Raw genomic sequence first — 17,035 nt, 5'->3', positions numbered from 1 at the left:
TGTAAACAGCTTACGCAACAGTTTCAGCGCCGATCACTTGCCGCAAAAGCCCATTGAACTTTTCCGGCTCTTCCAGATGCGGCGCATGGCCGGAGTTTTCAAAAATCGTCAGGTGGAAATCCGACACATTCTCTTGATACCACGCATGCACACCCGGGCCATAAAGCTGGCTCTTGCCACCGGCTGCAAGATGCAAGGGGACAGGGAATCTCAGGATTAGCTTGCGAAAGTCGAGCGCCGTTAGCGACATCCACATATCGGTCAAAAGAACCGGATTAGCAGACGCGATTTCGCCTTTGGCCATCGTAAAGCTTTCCAGCTCTGGCTCCTGCCCGCGTGCAAAGAGACGCCGGGCGATCCGGCCCGGCAGGCGGTGCCAATCCTTTGCAATTGTGGTTATGAAATGATCGTTTTCGCCTGCCGTCAAACCGCTCAAAGTGCCGTTTGACCAGCCTGGGTCGTTCAGGACCTTCGGTGACATATCAACGGCAATCACGGAGGAAATCCTGTCCGCGCCGTGCCGTTCGATCATCGAATAAGCAACCAGCGCGCCCATGGACCAGCCACACAAAACGACGTCCGTCAGGTCCTTCTCTTCCAAATAGGCATAGACGGCATCAGCAGATGCCTCAATCGTGAGCGGCCGGCAATCCTCCGATCTGCCATGTCCTGGAAGGTCTGGAACAATGCAGCGGGCGTGACCTTTCAAGGCCGACACTTGCGGATCAAAAAACACGCCGGGACACGTCCAGCCATGAAGGAAGACCAATGGGCGGCCGTCGCCTTCATCACGAATATGCAAGTGTTTGAGTGTCACGCGCGCCCTGCCCTTAAGCGCCCGACAATGCCGGTCGGGAAGAAATAGACGGACAGGATGAACAAGACGCCGAGCCACAGCAGCCAACGCTCCGGCGCGACCAGTGTCGACACCAGCGGCACCATACTTGTTGCTTCTTCTGCAACGCCCATCAGGTTTTGCAGATATGTCTGGGCAAGGATGAATAGCGTTGCTCCGAGGACAGCGCCATAGAGTGTTCCCATGCCGCCGATCACCACCATCAACAGGATGTCGATCATGATCTCCATGGACAGCGTTGTCGCCGGCCCCGTGTAGCGCAGCCAGATGGCCAGAAGAGACCCGGCAAGTGCTGCCATGACGGCGGATAACACCGTTGCGGTCGTACGGTACCAGACCACCCGGTAACCAATGGCTTCCGCCCGGAAAGCATTATCCCGCACGGCCTTCAATGTCCGTCCGAACGGCGAGTTCACAACCCGCAGCATGACCAGGAACAGGATGAGAGACGCAAAGAAAATCAGGTAGTAGGCAAGCAGCTTGCCGTTGATCCTAACCCCAAACACCTTCTCCTTCACCAGCTTGAAGGCTGGTGTCAGATCACGCGGGATCTTATAGTTCAGCCCATCTTCGCCGCCGGTCAGCCAGGACATCTGGCTGACAAGAACGGCAAATGCGCTCGCCACCGCAAGCGTTACCATGGCAAAGAAAATGGCTTTGACCCGCAGCGAGAAGAGCCCGATGGCAAGTGCAAACAGTGCTGCAATACCCGCGCCCGCAGCCGTCCCCCAGATCATCGACCAATAACTCGGGCCGGATGAGGACAGAGCAAGCGCCGTGCCGTATGCGCCGATGCCGAAGAACATAGTGTGAGCAAAAGAGACGATCCCGGCATAGCCGAGCAGCAGATCGTAGCTGGCAACCAGAACGATGAAGATACAGATCTTGGCCGCTGTTTCCAGCGACTTGGTGCCTGGAAACAGGAACGGTGCAAAGGCGAGCGAGACCAGAACGATCAACAGGAGGACTGTGAGGAGACCGCTGCGCGGTGTGTCGCCAGAAAGAAGTTTGGTGAGCATGTTCTTGTCCCTACTTCGCCTTGACGACCGGATAGAGCCCTTGCGGACGCCACATCAGAACCACCACCATCAGCGCGATGGTGGAGACCAATGCGACTTTGGGCGCCAGGAAGGCGGTGTAATTGGCGAGCAGGCCGACCAGCAGCGCGCCGATAAAACAGCCCTCGACGGATCCGAGGCCACCGATGATGACGACGATGAACACCAGCACCATGATTTCGGAGCCCATATGCGCGGTGATTGTCTCCTGATAAAGCCCCCACATCACTCCACCGAGACCCGCAAGCGCCGAGCCTGTCATGAAGACAATCAGAAACAGGCGGCGAATCTTGTAGCCAAGAGCTTCGACCATTTCTCCGTTTTCGACACCGGCGCGAACCAGAAGACCAATCTTGGTGTTCTTCAGGATGTGGCGCATGCCAACAAACAGCGCGAGGCCGATGCCGACGGCCACAAGCCGGTATTTCTCAATGGCCGCTTCGCCCAGAACAATCGCCCCCTGCAGCGCTTCAGGGCGGGAAATGTGGAGTTCGTCGGGGCCCCAGACCACGTGGATCATCTGCTGGGCCACAATCAGGCCGCCCATGGTCACCAGGATCTGTTTCAGGTGTTCGCCATAAACCGGCATGACGATGACACGTTCAAAGGCATATCCGAGAAGGCCCGTGACGAGCATCGCGGCCAGAATGGCGATCAGAACAGCGGTCAGGTTCAGCATCACGCTTGGCGACGCCGTCCAGCCGGCAAGCCATGCCAGAACTGAAAAGCCAACAAAGGCTCCGACGGCCACAAAGGCCCCGTGGCCGAAGTTGATGACGTCCATCAACCCAAAGACGACGGTCAGACCAGAGGCCATGATAAAGATCATCATGCCCATCGCCAGACCGGCCACGGTCAATGTGAGCCATGAGGCTGGATTGCCAATCGCGATCAACCCGGCAAGTGCGAGAATCGGAACCAGGAAGACCGGAAGTTTCTGTGTGAGTTGTTCGCTGAGCGGCACCTTTTCGATGCGCGGCTTGATCGTTGTGTCACTCATTGATGCGCCTCCAGACTCAGTCCCATCAGCTTCTCCTGCAAGGCGGCATTGGCAGCCAGCTCCGCCATGTCGCCGGAATGGATAATCCGGCCGTCATCCATTACGGCGACCGTGTCGCCGATGCTGGAGGCCATGGAAAAATTCTGTTCCACCAGCAAGATCGTGGTGTCGGTTTCTTTCAACTCCCGGAGCGCATCGGTCATCGCGTTGATGATCGCCGGAGCGAGGCCCTTGGTCGGCTCATCGATCAGGATCAGGCGGCGCGGTTCGATGATGGCCCGGGCAACCGACAGCATCTGCTTCTGGCCGCCGGAGAGCGTTCCGGCCGACGAATTCCAGAAGCTGCCAATTGGTGGAAACAACTCCTTGATCCAGGAGAGGCGCTTTTCGTCCAGCGCACCGCTGGCGGCGGCCAGGATCATGTTTTCCTCCACCGTCAGATCGGTGAAGATCCCCATGTCTTCCGGCACGAAGGCAATGCCGCGCCTGGAAACGGAGGGGGTGTCGAGTTTGGTGATATCGTGGTCGGCGAAATGGATTTCGCCCTGGCTCGCGGTCCAAAGGCCCATGATGGTGCGCAAGGTCGTTGTTTTGCCCGCACCATTGCGGCCGAGCAGCACCGTGACACCGCCCTCAGGCACCTTCAAATCCACACCTTGAAGAATGTGGTAGGGGCCGATGTGGGTGTGAACACCGGCAAGAGACAAAAGCGTGTTGGTCATTACGCGGCCTCCGGTGTCTTGCCGAGATAAGCTTCCTGAACAACTGGCAAGGCGATCACTTCGGCTGGATCTCCGTCTGCCACCAATGCGCCGTTGTGCAGAACAATGATCCGATCGGCCAGCGAACGGATGACATCCATCTTGTGTTCCACGAGCAAGATCGTGCGGTCCATGTCGGCTTTCAGCTTCTGGATCAGTTCCAGGATCACTGGCACTTCATCGACGCTCATGCCAGCCGTTGGTTCGTCGAACATCAACACCTGAGGCCCCAGCGCGATCAGCATAGCGACTTCCAGTTTGCGCTGATCGCCATGCGGCAATGCGGAGACCACCTGATCAGCCTGATCGATCAAGCGGACTTCGTTCAAAACATGATCAGCACGCTCAAGCAGCTCAATATGGCTTTCAGCGATCGACAGCATGTCGAACCCCTTGCGGGCCTTGGCCTGAGCCACCAGACGAACATTTTCGCGCACAGTCAGGGTCGGAAACAGGTTGGTCAGCTGGAATGCGCGGCCAATGCCCTTGTCAGTCCGCTCCGGCACCGACATGCGGGTGATGTTTTCACCGTTCAAAAGCACCGTTCCGCTGGTCGCGGGCAGCTGTCCGGACATCAAGTTAAAATAGGTGGTCTTGCCGGCACCATTGGGCCCGACAATGGCGGTCAGCGTGCCGCGCTCAAAAGCGCAGGACACATGATCGACCGCAACATGCCCGCCAAAACGGATGGTGAGCTCTTTCGTTTCCAGAATTGGATGTTCTTTGGTCACGGGAACTGATCCGTTTTTTTCGGGAATAGGTTTTCGGATTTTTTGTTCAGCGGCCAACCTCCCCCCAAACTAGAGAGAGGCGGGTTGAGAAGATCGTGCCTATCACACAGGATAAGATACATCTCCTCACCCGGAGCTTCGCTCCAGCCCCTCCCAATGGGAGAGGCAACTTTGCTTAAGCTTTGTTGAGGCAGCTTACTTGTTGCGGACCGGGATGTTCATGTCCTCAATCTTCAGCTCGCGGACCAGCTCCGGAATGCCCCACTCAACATCCGGATCAACCTTGATCTTGAAGTGATACATGGACTGCAGAGCCTGATGGTCGTCAGCACGGAACTTCATAGTGCCTTTCGGCGTTTCAAATTCCATGCCTTCCATGGTGGCGATCAGCTCTTCGGTGTCCGTTGAGCCCGCCTTTTTGATGGCTTCCACCACGGCCAGACCTGCTGTCATGCCACCAGCGGTGAAGAAGTCCGGCGGGGAGTTGAAGCGCTTCTGGTGTTCAGAAACGAGCCAGTCGTTGACCGGATTCTGCGGGATCTCATGGTAGTAGTAGGTGGCGCCTTCCATGCCCGGAAGTTCTTTGTAGGCCTTCATCGCCGCCAGAATGTTGCCGCCCGTGGCGATCTCAACACCGAACCGCTCCGGCTCCATGGCTTTGATCTTGGAGATCGGGTTGCCGCCACCGGCCCAAATGACAAACAGGAACTTGCGGCCTGGCTCATCTTTCAGCGCATCAAACACCCGCTGCGCGTTTGCAGTGAAGTCTTTCGTGTCGGTCGGAGCATATTCTTCAAACACCAGCTTGGCGCCGGTGCCGGCCAAAGCCTCTTTAAACGCTGCGACACCGTCACGGCCAAAGGCATAGTCCTGGGCAAGCGTTGCGATGGATACACCTTCCTTGCCAAGCGCAACTGCGTTGGCGATCGCATCCTGCGAGGAGTTCCGGGATGTCCGGAACACATATCGGTTCCAGTTCTCACCGGTGATGCTGTCGGCCACGGCGGGCTCAACAATCAGCAGCTTTTCGTATTCTTCTGCGACCGGAAGCATCGCGAGCGCCACTCCGGAAGACACCGGCCCAACAGCGACATCAACTTCGTCATCGCCATAAGCTTCTGCAAGAGCAGCCTTGCCGATATCCGGCTTCAGCTGAGTGTCTTTTTCGATGACGACGATCTTGCGGCCGTCAATCTCCATTGTGCCGTCGGTGGCATATTCCAGACCCATCATCAGGCCGGTGTGCGACTGCTTGGCATAGGCCTCAAACGGGCCCGTCTTGCCATAGACATGCGCAATCTTGATGTCCTCGGCCATTGCAGCAAAGGACGTTGCAGTCAGAAGCCCGAGCCCAGCCGCAAGCGGCACGGCCCAGCGTGAAACGCGGATCGTCATAAAAAGTTCCTCCCGTTGGTGCAGGGTCTCTCTTCCGATCGACGCATCCTCACGCAGCCGACATCCGCTGCCAGCGCCTCCCCGCAACTGCCGTATATGAAACCTGAATCAGTATTCATGTCAAGGAACGTTCTATGGAAAATCTCGCGTCCTCAGAAAATCTCCATTACCTCAGCACAAAAGGCTCATTCGTAAATTTGCTCAAAAGCCCGATTGAACCGGTTTCATATCGACCCAAATTGAATGATAGTCGCGACATAGACCGCAGCGTCATGGATTGAGTATGCCAGCTCTCAAAACACCTTCACCCTTCAGGTTTTTCGCTAAACTCCGTCGATTGCGGGAAGAGGAAGACCAACAAGCGGAAGCGAACCAGTTCCTGTCACAAGCCCTTGAGAAGGAAAAAATGGAAGGGCACCGGCTGGCGGTGATTGCCAGAACAATCGCGTTAGGGTTGGTTGTCCTTCTGATACCGTTTCTCAATCCAACCTGGAGCGCCCTTTATTACCAAGCTTGGGTTCTGCTTTTCATCGCACTCGGCTGGCTCCAGCTGCGCATGGCGCGCGTCGGATACTCAAAGTCAGAACTTTTGCTGATTTTTTTGGATCTCGTACTTCTGACGGCGCTTTTCTCAACGACAAATCCGTTTATTAGCGAAGACCTGCCAGGGGCCATTGTCTACCGGTTCGACAATTTCATTTATTTTTTCATCATCCTTGCTGTTGGAACGCTTGCCTATTCGTGGCGGACAGTTTGGGCAATTGGCGTCTGGGTGGCCGTGCTTTGGCTGATCGGAGTGCTTGGCGTTTCCTGGCTTGGCCACACGGTCCCGGAGCTCAGCACCGCCACCGCAACCGCACTCGAAGGCTATCCGATCACTGCTGGAGAGCTGGATCCCAACAGTGTTCAGCCAGGTGTCCGGGCCCAGGAAATCATCATCTTTCTGATGGTCGCCGCGATTCTGGCTCTTAAAGGATGGCGGTCAAATCAGCTTTTGAGACGTCAGGCAGATATTGCGGCAGAGCGCGCAAATCTTTCGCGCTACTTCCCGTCCAGCCTGGTTGATGTTCTGGCATCCACCGAACGCGACATTGGCGCGGTGCGCACTCAAGATGTGGCCGTGCTGTTCTCAGACATCGTTGGCTTCACAGAATTTGCCGAACAGCATTCTCCGAAACAGGTCATGGATTTGTTGCGCAACTATCACGCTTTGGTCGAACGGGTCATTTTTCAAAACGGCGGCACGCTGGACAAATACCTCGGGGATGGCGTGATGGCGACCTTTGGCACACCGGAAACCAAACCAGGTGATGCGGCCAATGCACTGAAAGCCGCCAGGCAGCTACTGGAAGAAACAGAAGCTTTCAACATCGAACAAGCAGCAAAAGGGCTGGCCCCGGTCCAAATATCCATTGGTGTTCATTTCGGACCTGTAATCCTGGGTGATATCGGCCCCTCCAGGCGGCTGGAGTTCGCAGTGGTCGGTGACACGGTCAACGTCGCAAGCCGTTTGGAAGCGTCAACGCGCGAATTGGGCTGCAAATGCGTGGTCAGCGAAGAATTGATGAAACGCGCCGGGTATATGAATGACAACACCGAAGAACCCGCCACGGAGTTTTCAGCCAAAGAAGCAATAAAACTGAGGGGCCGGAAAACATCCATCGATGTTTGGACACTTTGATGGCTGACTTGTACCTGAACGGTGTTTTCGGAGTGGCTTAAAATGGTCGCAGAAATCTTGACCGGCTAATCTGACAATCGCGTTGTGACCGCCCTTTGGATTTCCCTGGCAAGGGCCCTTACCCGGCGTGGCTGCGCTCGCCCAGGCGGAAACATGATCTGAAGAGGCGCAGGCGGAGGCCGATACGCTTCCAAAACCTCGACCAGCTTTCCTGATTTGATGTCCGGACCGACATCAATTTCCGATTTCATCGCAACGCCATATCCCGACAATGCCCACTGACGAACCAAACCTCCATCATCGGACACCCGGTCGCCGCGGACTGTAATCACATATTCGTTCTGGCCGGATCCTAAATGCCAAATATTGTCGACACCTGAGCCAAACCGCATCAGGACACAATTGTGGTCAAGGAGATCCTGTGGCTCCGCAGGCACACCGTTTCTTTCAAGATAAGCAGGAGAGGCACAGACAATTCGGCGAACTGGTCCAAGTGGCCGGATCCGCAACGTGCTGTCCGTGATGGTCCCATACCGGACCGCGATATCAAAACCGCGGCCGACGATATCAACATACCCGTCCGACAAAGACAGATCGATCGTGATTGCCGGATGGCAGGCAAGAAATTCTGCAATAACATCAGAAATGACAACTCGTCCGGTGTCGAGCGGCGCACTGATCCGGATCGGGCCTGACAAGGTTTCTGCGCCGTGGCGAATGCGCGTATCGAGATCTTCGACCTCTGCCAAGACTGTTTTGGCCCCATCGAAAAGCACTCGCCCTTCTTCAGTCATGCTTATTGAGCGGGTCGTTCGGTTCAGCAGACCAACACCGTAGTGCGCTTCAAGCGCGACCAACCGTTCAGAAACGGTTGTCGGCGACAGGCCTTTTTCACGCCCTGCGGCGGCAAGACTGCCTTTTTCGACGATCAGCAAAAAGAGAGCGATGTTATCTAACAGCATTATGCGGATATTCCGGATTAACAATCCGATACTCAGTCATTTATCCGGAAATGGCAATTTCCTATTTCCACACCACACATTTTGAACCGGAAAGACCGCCCAATGTCCAAACTGACCATCGTCGCTAACATCACGGCTCAATCAGACAAAATAGAGCTTGTGAAAACGGAACTCCTCAAACTGATCGACATCACCCGCGAAGAAGCGGGCTGTATCAATTACGACCTTCATCAGGACAATGAAAATCCAGCCCAATTTCTGTTCTACGAAAATTGGGAAACCCGTGAGTTGTGGCAGGCCCATATGAAAGCTCCGCATCTGGCAGCCTATCTCGCGGCCACCGAAGGCGCCGTTGCCGAGTTCACCGTAAATGAAATGACGCACATCGGTTGAAGAGACCCGACGGATCTCTGCGCTGTATCGGCAGATGCATTTTCTCTAGAGCGCCGGAACAAAAGAGGCAAATTGCCGTCTCCAAGATAAAGGGAACCACCCATGAAAGCTGTTGGGTATAGAACTGCCGGTCCAATCGACCGCGCAGACGCACTGATTGATTTTGAAACAGAAAAACCTGTCCCAACCGGACACGACCTATTGGTGAAGGTCGAAGCTGTTTCGGTAAACCCAGTAGACTACAAGATCCGGCAAAACCGGCCCCCAGAAAGCGACGCTCCAGCTGTTCTGGGCTGGGATGCCGTGGGGACTGTCGTCGAAACTGGTGCCAATGCGACGCAGTTCAACGCCGGTGACCGAGTCTGGTATGCAGGTGCCATAAACCGCCCGGGAACCAACTCTGAATATCATCTTGTTGATGAACGGATTGTGGGCCAGGCGCCAGAATCGCTTTCAGCATCCGAGGCAGCTGCCCTTCCGCTGACAACCCTGACCGCGTACGAAATGCTGTTCGATCGTTTGCGCGTGACCGATCCGGTTCCAGGCGCAGCGAACACAATTGTGATTATTGGAGGCGCCGGCGGCGTTGGCTCCATCGCCATCCAGTTGCTAAAGGCCTTAACGGGTGTAACGATTATCGCAACGGCCTCACGGCCCGAGACCATGCAATGGGTCAAGGATCTTGGCGCCCACCATGTGGTGGATCATTCAAAAGATCTGACCGGGCAAATCACGGATCTTGGACTTGGATCTCCAGCGTTCGTTTTCGCAACCAACCAATCCGATGCTTACACCGCTCAAGCCGCCGAGTTCATGGCGCCTCAGGGACGGTTCGGACTGATAGACGATCCCCAAAGCTTTGACATCATGCCGTTCAAGCACAAGTCAATCTCGGTCCATTGGGAGTTCATGTATTCCAGATCGCTCTTTGCGACCGCAGACATAATCCGCCAAAGCGATATCTTGACCGAGGTGTCGAAACTCGCGGATGCAGGCAAAATCAAAACCACGGCAACGGAGTCCCTTGGAAACATCTCTGCAACAAATCTGAAAAGTGCACATGAGTTTCTGGAAACCGGCAAGGCCAAAGGCAAACTCGTCCTCGAAGGTTTTTAAGAGTTCCACCGGACCACAGTCAGACATGAACCTACCCAGGCCTCATTCGTTTGGTCTGGGCAGGTCAAATTCTGGTGCCTGTTCGCCCACTGCCGCTGCGCCAATTTGCGCCTTGTTATCCAGCTCGGGAGTTTATAGCTTGGCCTTGCAACAGATTGGGCGCTGAGCGCGGTCCTCTAAAGGGCAACCGCGGCGCTTCGGCCCTCTCGTGTTATATGTTGCCGCGATTTCCAAAGGGCCGACATCAGGAGCCCTTTGATGAAGACCATCATCGAACCCTTCCGCATCAAATCCGTCGAACCCATTCGCATGACCACACGCGAGGAACGGCAGAGATTGCTCGAAGAGGCACATTTCAACATGTTCGCCCTGCATTCCGACGATGTCCTGATCGACCTTCTGACCGACAGCGGCACCGGCGCCATGAGCTCGGCCCAATGGGCGGCCATGATGCGCGGCGATGAGAGTTATGCCGGGTCGCCGTCCTTCTACCGATTTGAAGCGGCGGTCAAAAACCTTGCCCCATTCAAGCATGTGATCCCCACTCACCAAGGGCGCGCAGCCGAAGACATTCTGTTTTCGATTTTTGGCGGCCCTGGACGCAATATTCCAAGCAACACCCATTTCGACACCACCCGCGGCAACATTGAATCTTCCGGTGCAATGGGCCACGACCTTGTGATTGCGGAGGGCAACGACCCGGCGTCTCTGCATCCTTTCAAGGGCAACATGGATCTGGCTCGATTGGAAGCCTACCTTCAGGAACACCGCGACAGCGTGCCTTGTGTGATGCTCACCATCACCAACAATGCCGGTGGTGGCCAGCCGGTTAGCCTTGAAAACATCCGCGGAGTATCCGCGCTTGCCAAACGCCACAACAAACCGTTTTTCATCGATGGCTGCCGCTTTGCCGAAAACGCCTGGTTCATTAAGCAGCGCGAACCTGGCCAACAGGACCGCTCAATTCTGGAGATCGTCCGAGACTGTTTTACCTGTGCCGACGGTATGACCATGAGTGCCAAGAAGGATGCTTTTGGCAACATCGGTGGCTGGCTGGCACTCAATGATGATGAGCTTGCCGAACAGGCCAGAACACACCTGATCCGGACAGAAGGCTTTCCAACTTATGGTGGCCTTGCTGGCCGGGACCTGGATGCATTGGCGCAAGGCCTGAGCGAGATCGTCGATGAGAATTATCTGCATTACCGCATCCGCACCAACGAATACATCATCGAGCGGCTGGACGCTCTAGGTGTGCCGGTCGTCAAACCTGCCGGCGGCCATGCAGTCTTTGTGGATGCCCGCAAATGGCTGGAGCACATTCCGCCTCTGGAATATCCGGGGCAAGCACTGGCAGTTGCGCTCTATGAACTCGGCGGCATTCGCGGCTGTGAAATCGGAACCGTCATGTTCGGCGCTCACCCAGACGGAAGCGAGGCACCTGCGGCCATGGATTTGGTGCGTCTGGCCATTCCCCGGCGCACCTACACGCAAAGCCACGCAGATTACATCATTGAAGTGTTTGAGGAACTTGTCGATATCAAGGACAGTCTCAAGGGTTTCCGGATCTCCCGGCAACCCAAACTGATGCGTCACTTCACCTGCAGTTTCGAACGTCTCTAATCAAAAACGTGTATCCGCGCGATCAACCTGATCGCGCGGATACCTTGCAAAATACTCGTCCCCTGAGCAGCGTGACAGAACCGACTACATTTTGTCTTTCAGAAAATCCAAGGCGGCGACCTCGGCCTTTTGCCGAGACACTTCGTCAAACCCGAATGTCACGCCGAAGGTTGGGCTCTTCAGGGTGTTTTGATATCCGGGCATAACGGTTTCAGTTCCCCATTTCGGGTCATCGAACCCTTGGAGCGCATCCGGAAACTCAACAATCTCAACATTTTCATCCGAATTCGCCAAACTTGTACAAAGGCTGGGCTGGGTCCAATCGTTCTTGCCCGCGTTCAGGATCAGGATTGGGTCTGCGAACACCGCTGAAGCGACCGACTTACAGTTCGGATAAAATGATATGATCGCCTTGAAGCCATGATCAAAGAATTGGCGTGACCCATCCCTTAGTGCGCTTCCCGTGGTTGAGCTGCGAGACCATCCCACTGCGCCGATCCGGTCTGGATCAATTTTCGGGTGTTGCTTGAGGTAGAACAACGCGCCAAACGCATCCATTATCCGTTCGCCTCCCCGGCCGCTGACGCCTTCACCCAAGACATTTTCACACGTCTCCTGCACTTCCCGCGGGGAAAAACTATCAACTTGAAGTGTCGCAAATCCTGCAAGGCGGAAGGTTTCGGCCCATGCGTCCTGATAGTCCTGAATACCTTGGCAGTCGTGCAGCAAGACCAATGCCGGAAAGCGGCCTTCGCCCTCTGGTATGCGCAGTTTGCCGGAAATTGGAAAACCAGGTTTGGGCTTCAGGTCGATACCTTTCGCCTTTGCCTTTCTGATTTTAAACTTGCTTAGTGGAGCAGATGCGCTCGGAAATTCGATAACAGTAACATCGGCTGCCAACACCGGCCCCGCCCCTCCGGCGAGCACACATACAAAAGCCATCAATGAGAGCACACGCCCCAAGCTCACCATTTTCACCATGCGCCTTATTCCTTCGATGTAAATAAAACTTACAATACAAAAGCACAAATTGCCTGCTATGTCGCATTTTTGGGGACACAGTTTTCAATGCAGCGTTTTCTCGCGCCCCCTAACGTACGTCCATGATTTATAAGGTCTTCGCCGCCAAACTGCGCGGCCTAGGTTTTCTAGCAATGTATGGATCGCCCGATACCCAAATTCTTTATGTTGAGGCCTAACGTCATCGACAGGCTTTTTTAACGATCACATAATTCTATGTATCCTGACGGAAGACTGGAGAGAGTTATTGTGACCATTGCTGAGCGCCCCAAGGGGAGAGCAAATGCCTTTCTAAATCAGGCTGCTTCTGTGGTCGCAGTTTGGTGTGGTTTGGTTCTGGTGCAATTGCCCTTTACTTCAACCACCCAAGCCGAGGACCTTTTTCCGAACCTGAATATCGTGACAGAAGAATGGGCACCCTACCAGTACACTGAAAACGGTCAACTCAAGGGGTCTACGGTCGACTTTCTGTTGGCGATCCTCAAGGCGGCAGGTTCCAAACAGGGCCGAGAAGATGTTCAAGTGCTTCCCTGGGCACGCGCATACTTAAGGGTGCAAAACGAACCAAACACGGTTCTGTTTTCAACCACGCGCACCCCAGAGCGGGAAAATCTCTTCAAATGGGTCGGACCAATCTTAAAAAACAGCACCTACTTCATTGGTAAAAAGAGCCGGAATTATAAGATCCAAACGTCCAAAGACCTGCATAAATACCAAATTGGCGTCATAATAGATGACGCCAGCGAGTTGTTCGCAAAACGTCATGCGGTTCCTCAGAAGCATTTGACCCGAAATAGCCGTGCTGACATCAACATGAAGATGTTGGAAGCCGGTCGAATTGATTTCGTCGTCACGGGGTGGACCGCTTTTGAACTCGAAGCCCGAAACATTGGAGCTGACCCGTCAAACTACGAGCGGGTCTTTCTTGCCGACAGTTCCCACGTGAGTTTTGCGTTTAATCGAAACACAGCTGATTGGATCATCGACCGTTTCTTTGTGGCCTATCAAACGGTGAGAAAGACCGGTAAGTTTGACTACCTGACCGGTCCTATTGATAGCGGAACGAATTGATCTAAATCGCGTTTCAGATCATCTCAAACGCTGTTCCGTGTTGGCGTCAAAAAAGAACGCATTTGCTGGATCGAAGGTGACAGACACCGTACCATCCGAAACGGGAACGTCTTCACCCTTGGTTTCGACAATTACACGTTCACCGGTCGGACAAACCAGGTAAGAATAAGCCACACCACCAAGCTGTTCGGACAGGTCTACTTTGGCACCTTCGGATGCGGGTTCGATCAAAAGATGTTGCGGACGCAGTCCAACCAAAACCTTCTGGCCAGCCGCCGGCAGAGCAACAGACGTGGACACTTTCGTGCCGTCAAAAGCTGGAACGGATACTGCGCCCTCCTCCGCGAGGCCTTCTACGAAATTCATCGACGGAGAGCCGATGAACCCGGCGACGAACTTGTTGTCCGGATCGGAATAAAGCTGCATCGGTGAGCCGACCTGCTCGATCTTGCCCGCGCGCAACACCACGATCTTGTCGGCCAAGGTCATGGCCTCGACCTGATCGTGGGTCACATAAATCATCGTCGCGCCAATGTCCTTATGCAGTCGGGCGATCTCGACCCGCATGTCGACACGCAACTCCGCATCCAGATTGGACAGCGGCTCATCGAACAGGAAAACTTCCGGACCACGGACGATCGCCCGGCCAATGGCGACCCGCTGGCGCTGGCCGCCAGACAGCGCTTTCGGCTTGCGTTTCAGATAAGGATCAAGCTTCAGGATACGAGCCGCTTCACCAACCTTTTCTGAGATTTCGGCTTTCGGGTGGCCGTTCATCTTCAGGCCAAAACCCATATTCTCTTCGACCGTCATATGCGGATAAAGCGCATAGGTCTGAAACACCATGGCAACACCGCGCTCGGCCGGGTCCACTTTGGTGACGTCCCGCTTGCCGATTTCGATGGTGCCGTCCGTGGTTTCTTCCAAACCGGCAATCATGCGCAACAACGTGGATTTGCCGCAGCCGGACGGTCCGACAAACACACAGAACTCACCATGGTCAATCTGAAGATCCACACCGTGAATAACCTGGACGTCGCCATACTGCTTCACGGCTTTGCTTAGGGTAACACCAGACATAAAACGCTTCTTCCTTACGAAAGGGGTTAAGCCGGGAACTGCCAGTCAGCGACGGCAGCAGCGATTTTTGAGGCAGCCTCCAGAAGCGCTGGCCGCGCTTCTTCCAGTTCTTCAAGGCTCTTTCTGCGGGTCGACGTGGTCACGGACAAGGCCCCGATCGGGCGCCCCTTTGGTGACAGAACGGGAGCGGCAATGCAGATGATTTCCGGTTCGTGCTCTTCCCGGTCATAGGCCACACCCTCTGCCCGGATTTTATCAAGGTCCGCCCGCAAGGACGTTTCGTCGGCCAATGTTGCAGGTGTGTATCTGTAGAAAGATTGTTTGGCGATCGCCCGGTCCAGCTCCGCCGGCTCCAGATACGCCATCAAGGCCTTGCCGACGCCTGTGCAGTATCCCGGCCCAACTTTGCCCGCTTGGGAAAACATATCGATCGGGTCTTTGGCATTGCGCTTGTCGACATAAAGCACTTGGCCATTGTCGAGCTGCGCCAGGTGCACCGTTTCGCCAACGGCTTCAGACAAATCGGAGACAAATGGCCGGGCAATCGGTGCAATGGAACTTTGCCGCCAAGCCTGATGAGCCAGCCGGACCAGACGAATGCCAAGAGAATAGGTTTGCTGCATGTCGTCGTAAGACAGCATGCCCTGATTCACCAGGGTCTGCAGCAGCCGGTAGAGTGTCGCCTTGGGATGGGAACTCTCGTTCAAAAGCTCGGAAAACCGGACAGGGCGGCCCTTGGCTGACACCATATCCAGCACATCAAGCGCCTTCCCAACCGTTCCATCTCCGGTGGCCTGTTTGTTCATTCTTCTCCTCCACGAACCCGTTTCTTTGCGCCGAGCCTGTTGACAACTTAACCGCTCGGCCTCAAGGTATCAATATACAAAACCAAGTTTCAAATAATGGAACCTTAAGGGAGGAAACCATGCGTTCCATGTTGAAGACGTCCGCGGCAGCCCTTGCCATTTTGGCAACGGCAACCAGCGGCGCATTTGCTGATGGCCTGACCGGCGATCTGAAAATATTCCTGGACACGTCCAATCCAGCTCCACGGGCAACCATGGAGAAGATGATTGCGGACTTTCAGGCTCAAAACCCTGATCTCAACATCGAAACCACGGTGATTGACCGGGAAGCCTACAAAACGCAGATCCGCAACTTCCTGACGGCGAATGCCCCGGATGTGAACACCTGGTACGCAGCCAACCGGATGCGGCCTTATGTGGCGGCAGGCCTGTTCGAAGACGTTTCTGATCTCTGGGAGGGGACAGAAATTGGAGAGAACCTTGCGTCCACCAAAGGCGCCATGACCATTGATGGAAAGCAGTGGGGCGTACCCTACACCTACTATCAGTGGGGCGTTTATTACCGCAAAGACATCTTTGACGAGCTAGGGCTTACGGAACCGGCAACATGGGCGGAAGAAAAAGCCAACTGCCAAAAAATCATTGATGCTGGGAAGAAGTGCTACACGATCGGCACCAAGTTCCTTTGGACTGCCGGCGGCTGGTTCGACTACCTGAACATGCGCACCAACGGCTTCGACTTCCACATGGACCTGCTGACTGGCAAGGAAAAATGGGATTCTGAAAAAGTCCGTGCGACCTTTGCCAATTGGCGCGAGCTCATCGACATGGGCGCCTTCATCGACAACCACCAGACCTATTCCTGGCAGGAAGCTCTGCCGTTCATGGTCAAGGGCGATGCAGCCGCGTACTTGATGGGGAACTTTGCAGTTGCACCGTTGCGCGATGCCGGTCTCTCCGACGATCAGCTCGACTTCTATCAGTTTGTCGAAATCACCCCGGGAGTTGAAAAGGCAGAAGACGCACCAACGGATACGTTCCACATTCCGGCAAACGCCACCAACAAGGAAAACGCCCGCGAGTTCCTAAAGTACGTCGTGTCTGCGGACGTTCAGACCTGGATCAACGACGGCAAAAATCTTGGCCAGCTGCCGGTCAATGCCAAGTCGTCAGTCGACAAAGACAAGTTCCTTGAGCAGGGCTTTGAAATGCTGTCGACCAATTCCCCGGGTGGTGTTGCCCAGTTCTTTGATCGCGACGCCCCGGCCGAAATGGCGAAAGTTGCCATGGAGGGCATGCAGGAATTCATGGTCAAGCCGGACAACCTGGACAAGATCCTGGCCCGTTTGGACCGCTCCGCAAAGCGTATCTACGACAACTGATCGCACTGACTTGAAAGTCCAGGCAGGGTGCTACGGCACCCTGTCTTTCCTGATCGGTTTGCCAGCCGGATTGCTGCAAGTGGCACATCCAAGTGAGTTT

The 17,035-nt window shown here is 55.0% G+C and carries 16 protein-coding genes; 6 read left to right on the top strand and 10 right to left on the bottom strand.

All coding sequences use genetic code 11. The features are described 5' to 3' along the window. Positions 1 to 10 precede the first annotated feature (10 nt). From FJ695_RS08395 to FJ695_RS08370, 6 genes are all read right to left on the bottom strand, one after another. The gene (locus FJ695_RS08395; protein WP_141185015.1) at positions 11 to 817 is read right to left on the bottom strand and encodes an alpha/beta fold hydrolase; all 807 of its coding nucleotides are present in this window, start codon (positions 815 to 817) and stop codon (positions 11 to 13) included. Further along, positions 814 to 1,875, bottom strand: a complete 1,062-nt coding sequence (locus FJ695_RS08390) for a branched-chain amino acid ABC transporter permease (protein ID WP_141185014.1) — start codon at positions 1,873 to 1,875, stop codon at positions 814 to 816. The genes FJ695_RS08395 and FJ695_RS08390 overlap by 4 nt, the downstream gene beginning before the upstream one ends. A 10-nt stretch (positions 1,876 to 1,885) precedes the next feature. Further along, entirely contained in the window at positions 1,886 to 2,914 is a 1,029-nt protein-coding gene (locus FJ695_RS08385) for a branched-chain amino acid ABC transporter permease (protein ID WP_141185013.1), read from the bottom strand. Next, positions 2,911 to 3,636 carry an ABC transporter ATP-binding protein gene (locus FJ695_RS08380; protein WP_141185012.1) on the bottom strand — a complete coding sequence of 242 codons (726 nt, stop codon included), beginning with the start codon at positions 3,634 to 3,636 and terminating at the stop codon, positions 2,911 to 2,913. The genes FJ695_RS08385 and FJ695_RS08380 overlap by 4 nt, the downstream gene beginning before the upstream one ends. Next, positions 3,636 to 4,406 carry an ABC transporter ATP-binding protein gene (locus tag FJ695_RS08375; RefSeq protein WP_141185011.1) on the bottom strand — a complete coding sequence of 257 codons (771 nt, stop codon included), beginning with the start codon at positions 4,404 to 4,406 and terminating at the stop codon, positions 3,636 to 3,638. Before FJ695_RS08375 ends, FJ695_RS08380 begins: the two co-directional genes overlap by 1 nt. Before the next feature lie 195 nt (positions 4,407 to 4,601). Next, on the bottom strand, positions 4,602 to 5,801 hold the full coding sequence (locus FJ695_RS08370; protein WP_141185010.1) for a substrate-binding domain-containing protein: 1,200 nt from the start codon (positions 5,799 to 5,801) through the stop codon (positions 4,602 to 4,604). 283 nt (positions 5,802 to 6,084) lie between these two features. Between FJ695_RS08370 and FJ695_RS08365 the strand changes: the two genes are divergently transcribed. Beyond that, the gene (locus tag FJ695_RS08365) at positions 6,085 to 7,482 is read left to right on the top strand and encodes an adenylate/guanylate cyclase domain-containing protein (RefSeq protein ID WP_141185009.1); all 1,398 of its coding nucleotides are present in this window, start codon (positions 6,085 to 6,087) and stop codon (positions 7,480 to 7,482) included. A gap of 65 nt (positions 7,483 to 7,547) precedes the next feature. Here FJ695_RS08365 and FJ695_RS08360 read toward each other — a convergent pair whose 3' ends face one another. Continuing rightward, positions 7,548 to 8,444, bottom strand: coding sequence for a LysR family transcriptional regulator (locus FJ695_RS08360; protein ID WP_141185008.1), 897 nt, complete (start codon positions 8,442 to 8,444; stop codon positions 7,548 to 7,550). Positions 8,445 to 8,546: 102 nt separating this feature from the next. On the opposite strand from FJ695_RS08360, the gene FJ695_RS08355 reads away from it, so the two are divergent. The 3 genes from FJ695_RS08355 to FJ695_RS08345 all read left to right on the top strand — a co-directional run bounded on the left by FJ695_RS08355 (position 8,547) and on the right by FJ695_RS08345 (position 11,576). Beyond that, entirely contained in the window at positions 8,547 to 8,837 is a 291-nt protein-coding gene (locus FJ695_RS08355; protein WP_141185007.1) for a putative quinol monooxygenase, read from the top strand. A 102-nt stretch (positions 8,838 to 8,939) separates the two neighbouring features. Beyond that, entirely contained in the window at positions 8,940 to 9,953 is a 1,014-nt protein-coding gene (locus FJ695_RS08350) for a zinc-binding alcohol dehydrogenase family protein (protein WP_141185006.1), read from the top strand. A 258-nt stretch (positions 9,954 to 10,211) separates the two neighbouring features. Next, positions 10,212 to 11,576, top strand: coding sequence for a tryptophanase (locus FJ695_RS08345; RefSeq protein ID WP_141185005.1), 1,365 nt, complete (start codon positions 10,212 to 10,214; stop codon positions 11,574 to 11,576). Between the two features lie 84 nt (positions 11,577 to 11,660). On the opposite strand, the gene FJ695_RS08340 is transcribed toward FJ695_RS08345, so the two are convergent. Further along, positions 11,661 to 12,557: a dienelactone hydrolase family protein gene (locus FJ695_RS08340; RefSeq protein ID WP_141185004.1), complete on the bottom strand. Its 897-nt coding sequence runs from the start codon at positions 12,555 to 12,557 to the stop codon at positions 11,661 to 11,663. 288 nt (positions 12,558 to 12,845) lie between these two features. Here FJ695_RS08340 and FJ695_RS08335 point away from each other — a divergent pair, with 288 nt between their 5' ends. Next, positions 12,846 to 13,667: an ABC transporter substrate-binding protein gene (locus tag FJ695_RS08335; protein ID WP_168206298.1), complete on the top strand. Its 822-nt coding sequence runs from the start codon at positions 12,846 to 12,848 to the stop codon at positions 13,665 to 13,667. An 18-nt stretch (positions 13,668 to 13,685) separates the two neighbouring features. Here FJ695_RS08335 and FJ695_RS08330 read toward each other — a convergent pair whose 3' ends face one another. Together FJ695_RS08330 and FJ695_RS08325 are read right to left on the bottom strand one after the other, a co-directional pair. Beyond that, the gene (locus FJ695_RS08330; RefSeq protein ID WP_141185002.1) at positions 13,686 to 14,747 is read right to left on the bottom strand and encodes an ABC transporter ATP-binding protein; all 1,062 of its coding nucleotides are present in this window, start codon (positions 14,745 to 14,747) and stop codon (positions 13,686 to 13,688) included. 26 nt (positions 14,748 to 14,773) lie between these two features. Then, positions 14,774 to 15,553: an IclR family transcriptional regulator gene (locus FJ695_RS08325; RefSeq protein ID WP_141185001.1), complete on the bottom strand. Its 780-nt coding sequence runs from the start codon at positions 15,551 to 15,553 to the stop codon at positions 14,774 to 14,776. Positions 15,554 to 15,672: 119 nt separating this feature from the next. Here FJ695_RS08325 and FJ695_RS08320 point away from each other — a divergent pair, with 119 nt between their 5' ends. Beyond that, positions 15,673 to 16,935 carry an ABC transporter substrate-binding protein gene (locus FJ695_RS08320; RefSeq protein WP_141185000.1) on the top strand — a complete coding sequence of 421 codons (1,263 nt, stop codon included), beginning with the start codon at positions 15,673 to 15,675 and terminating at the stop codon, positions 16,933 to 16,935. The last annotated feature ends 100 nt before the right edge of the window (positions 16,936 to 17,035 follow it).

The sequence above is a fragment of the Labrenzia sp. PHM005 genome (assembly GCF_006517275.1).
Classification (GTDB): Bacteria; Pseudomonadota; Alphaproteobacteria; order Rhizobiales; family Stappiaceae; genus Roseibium.
Note: the sequence above shows the minus strand (reverse complement) of the source record. Positions and strands in the feature narration are given on the sequence as shown.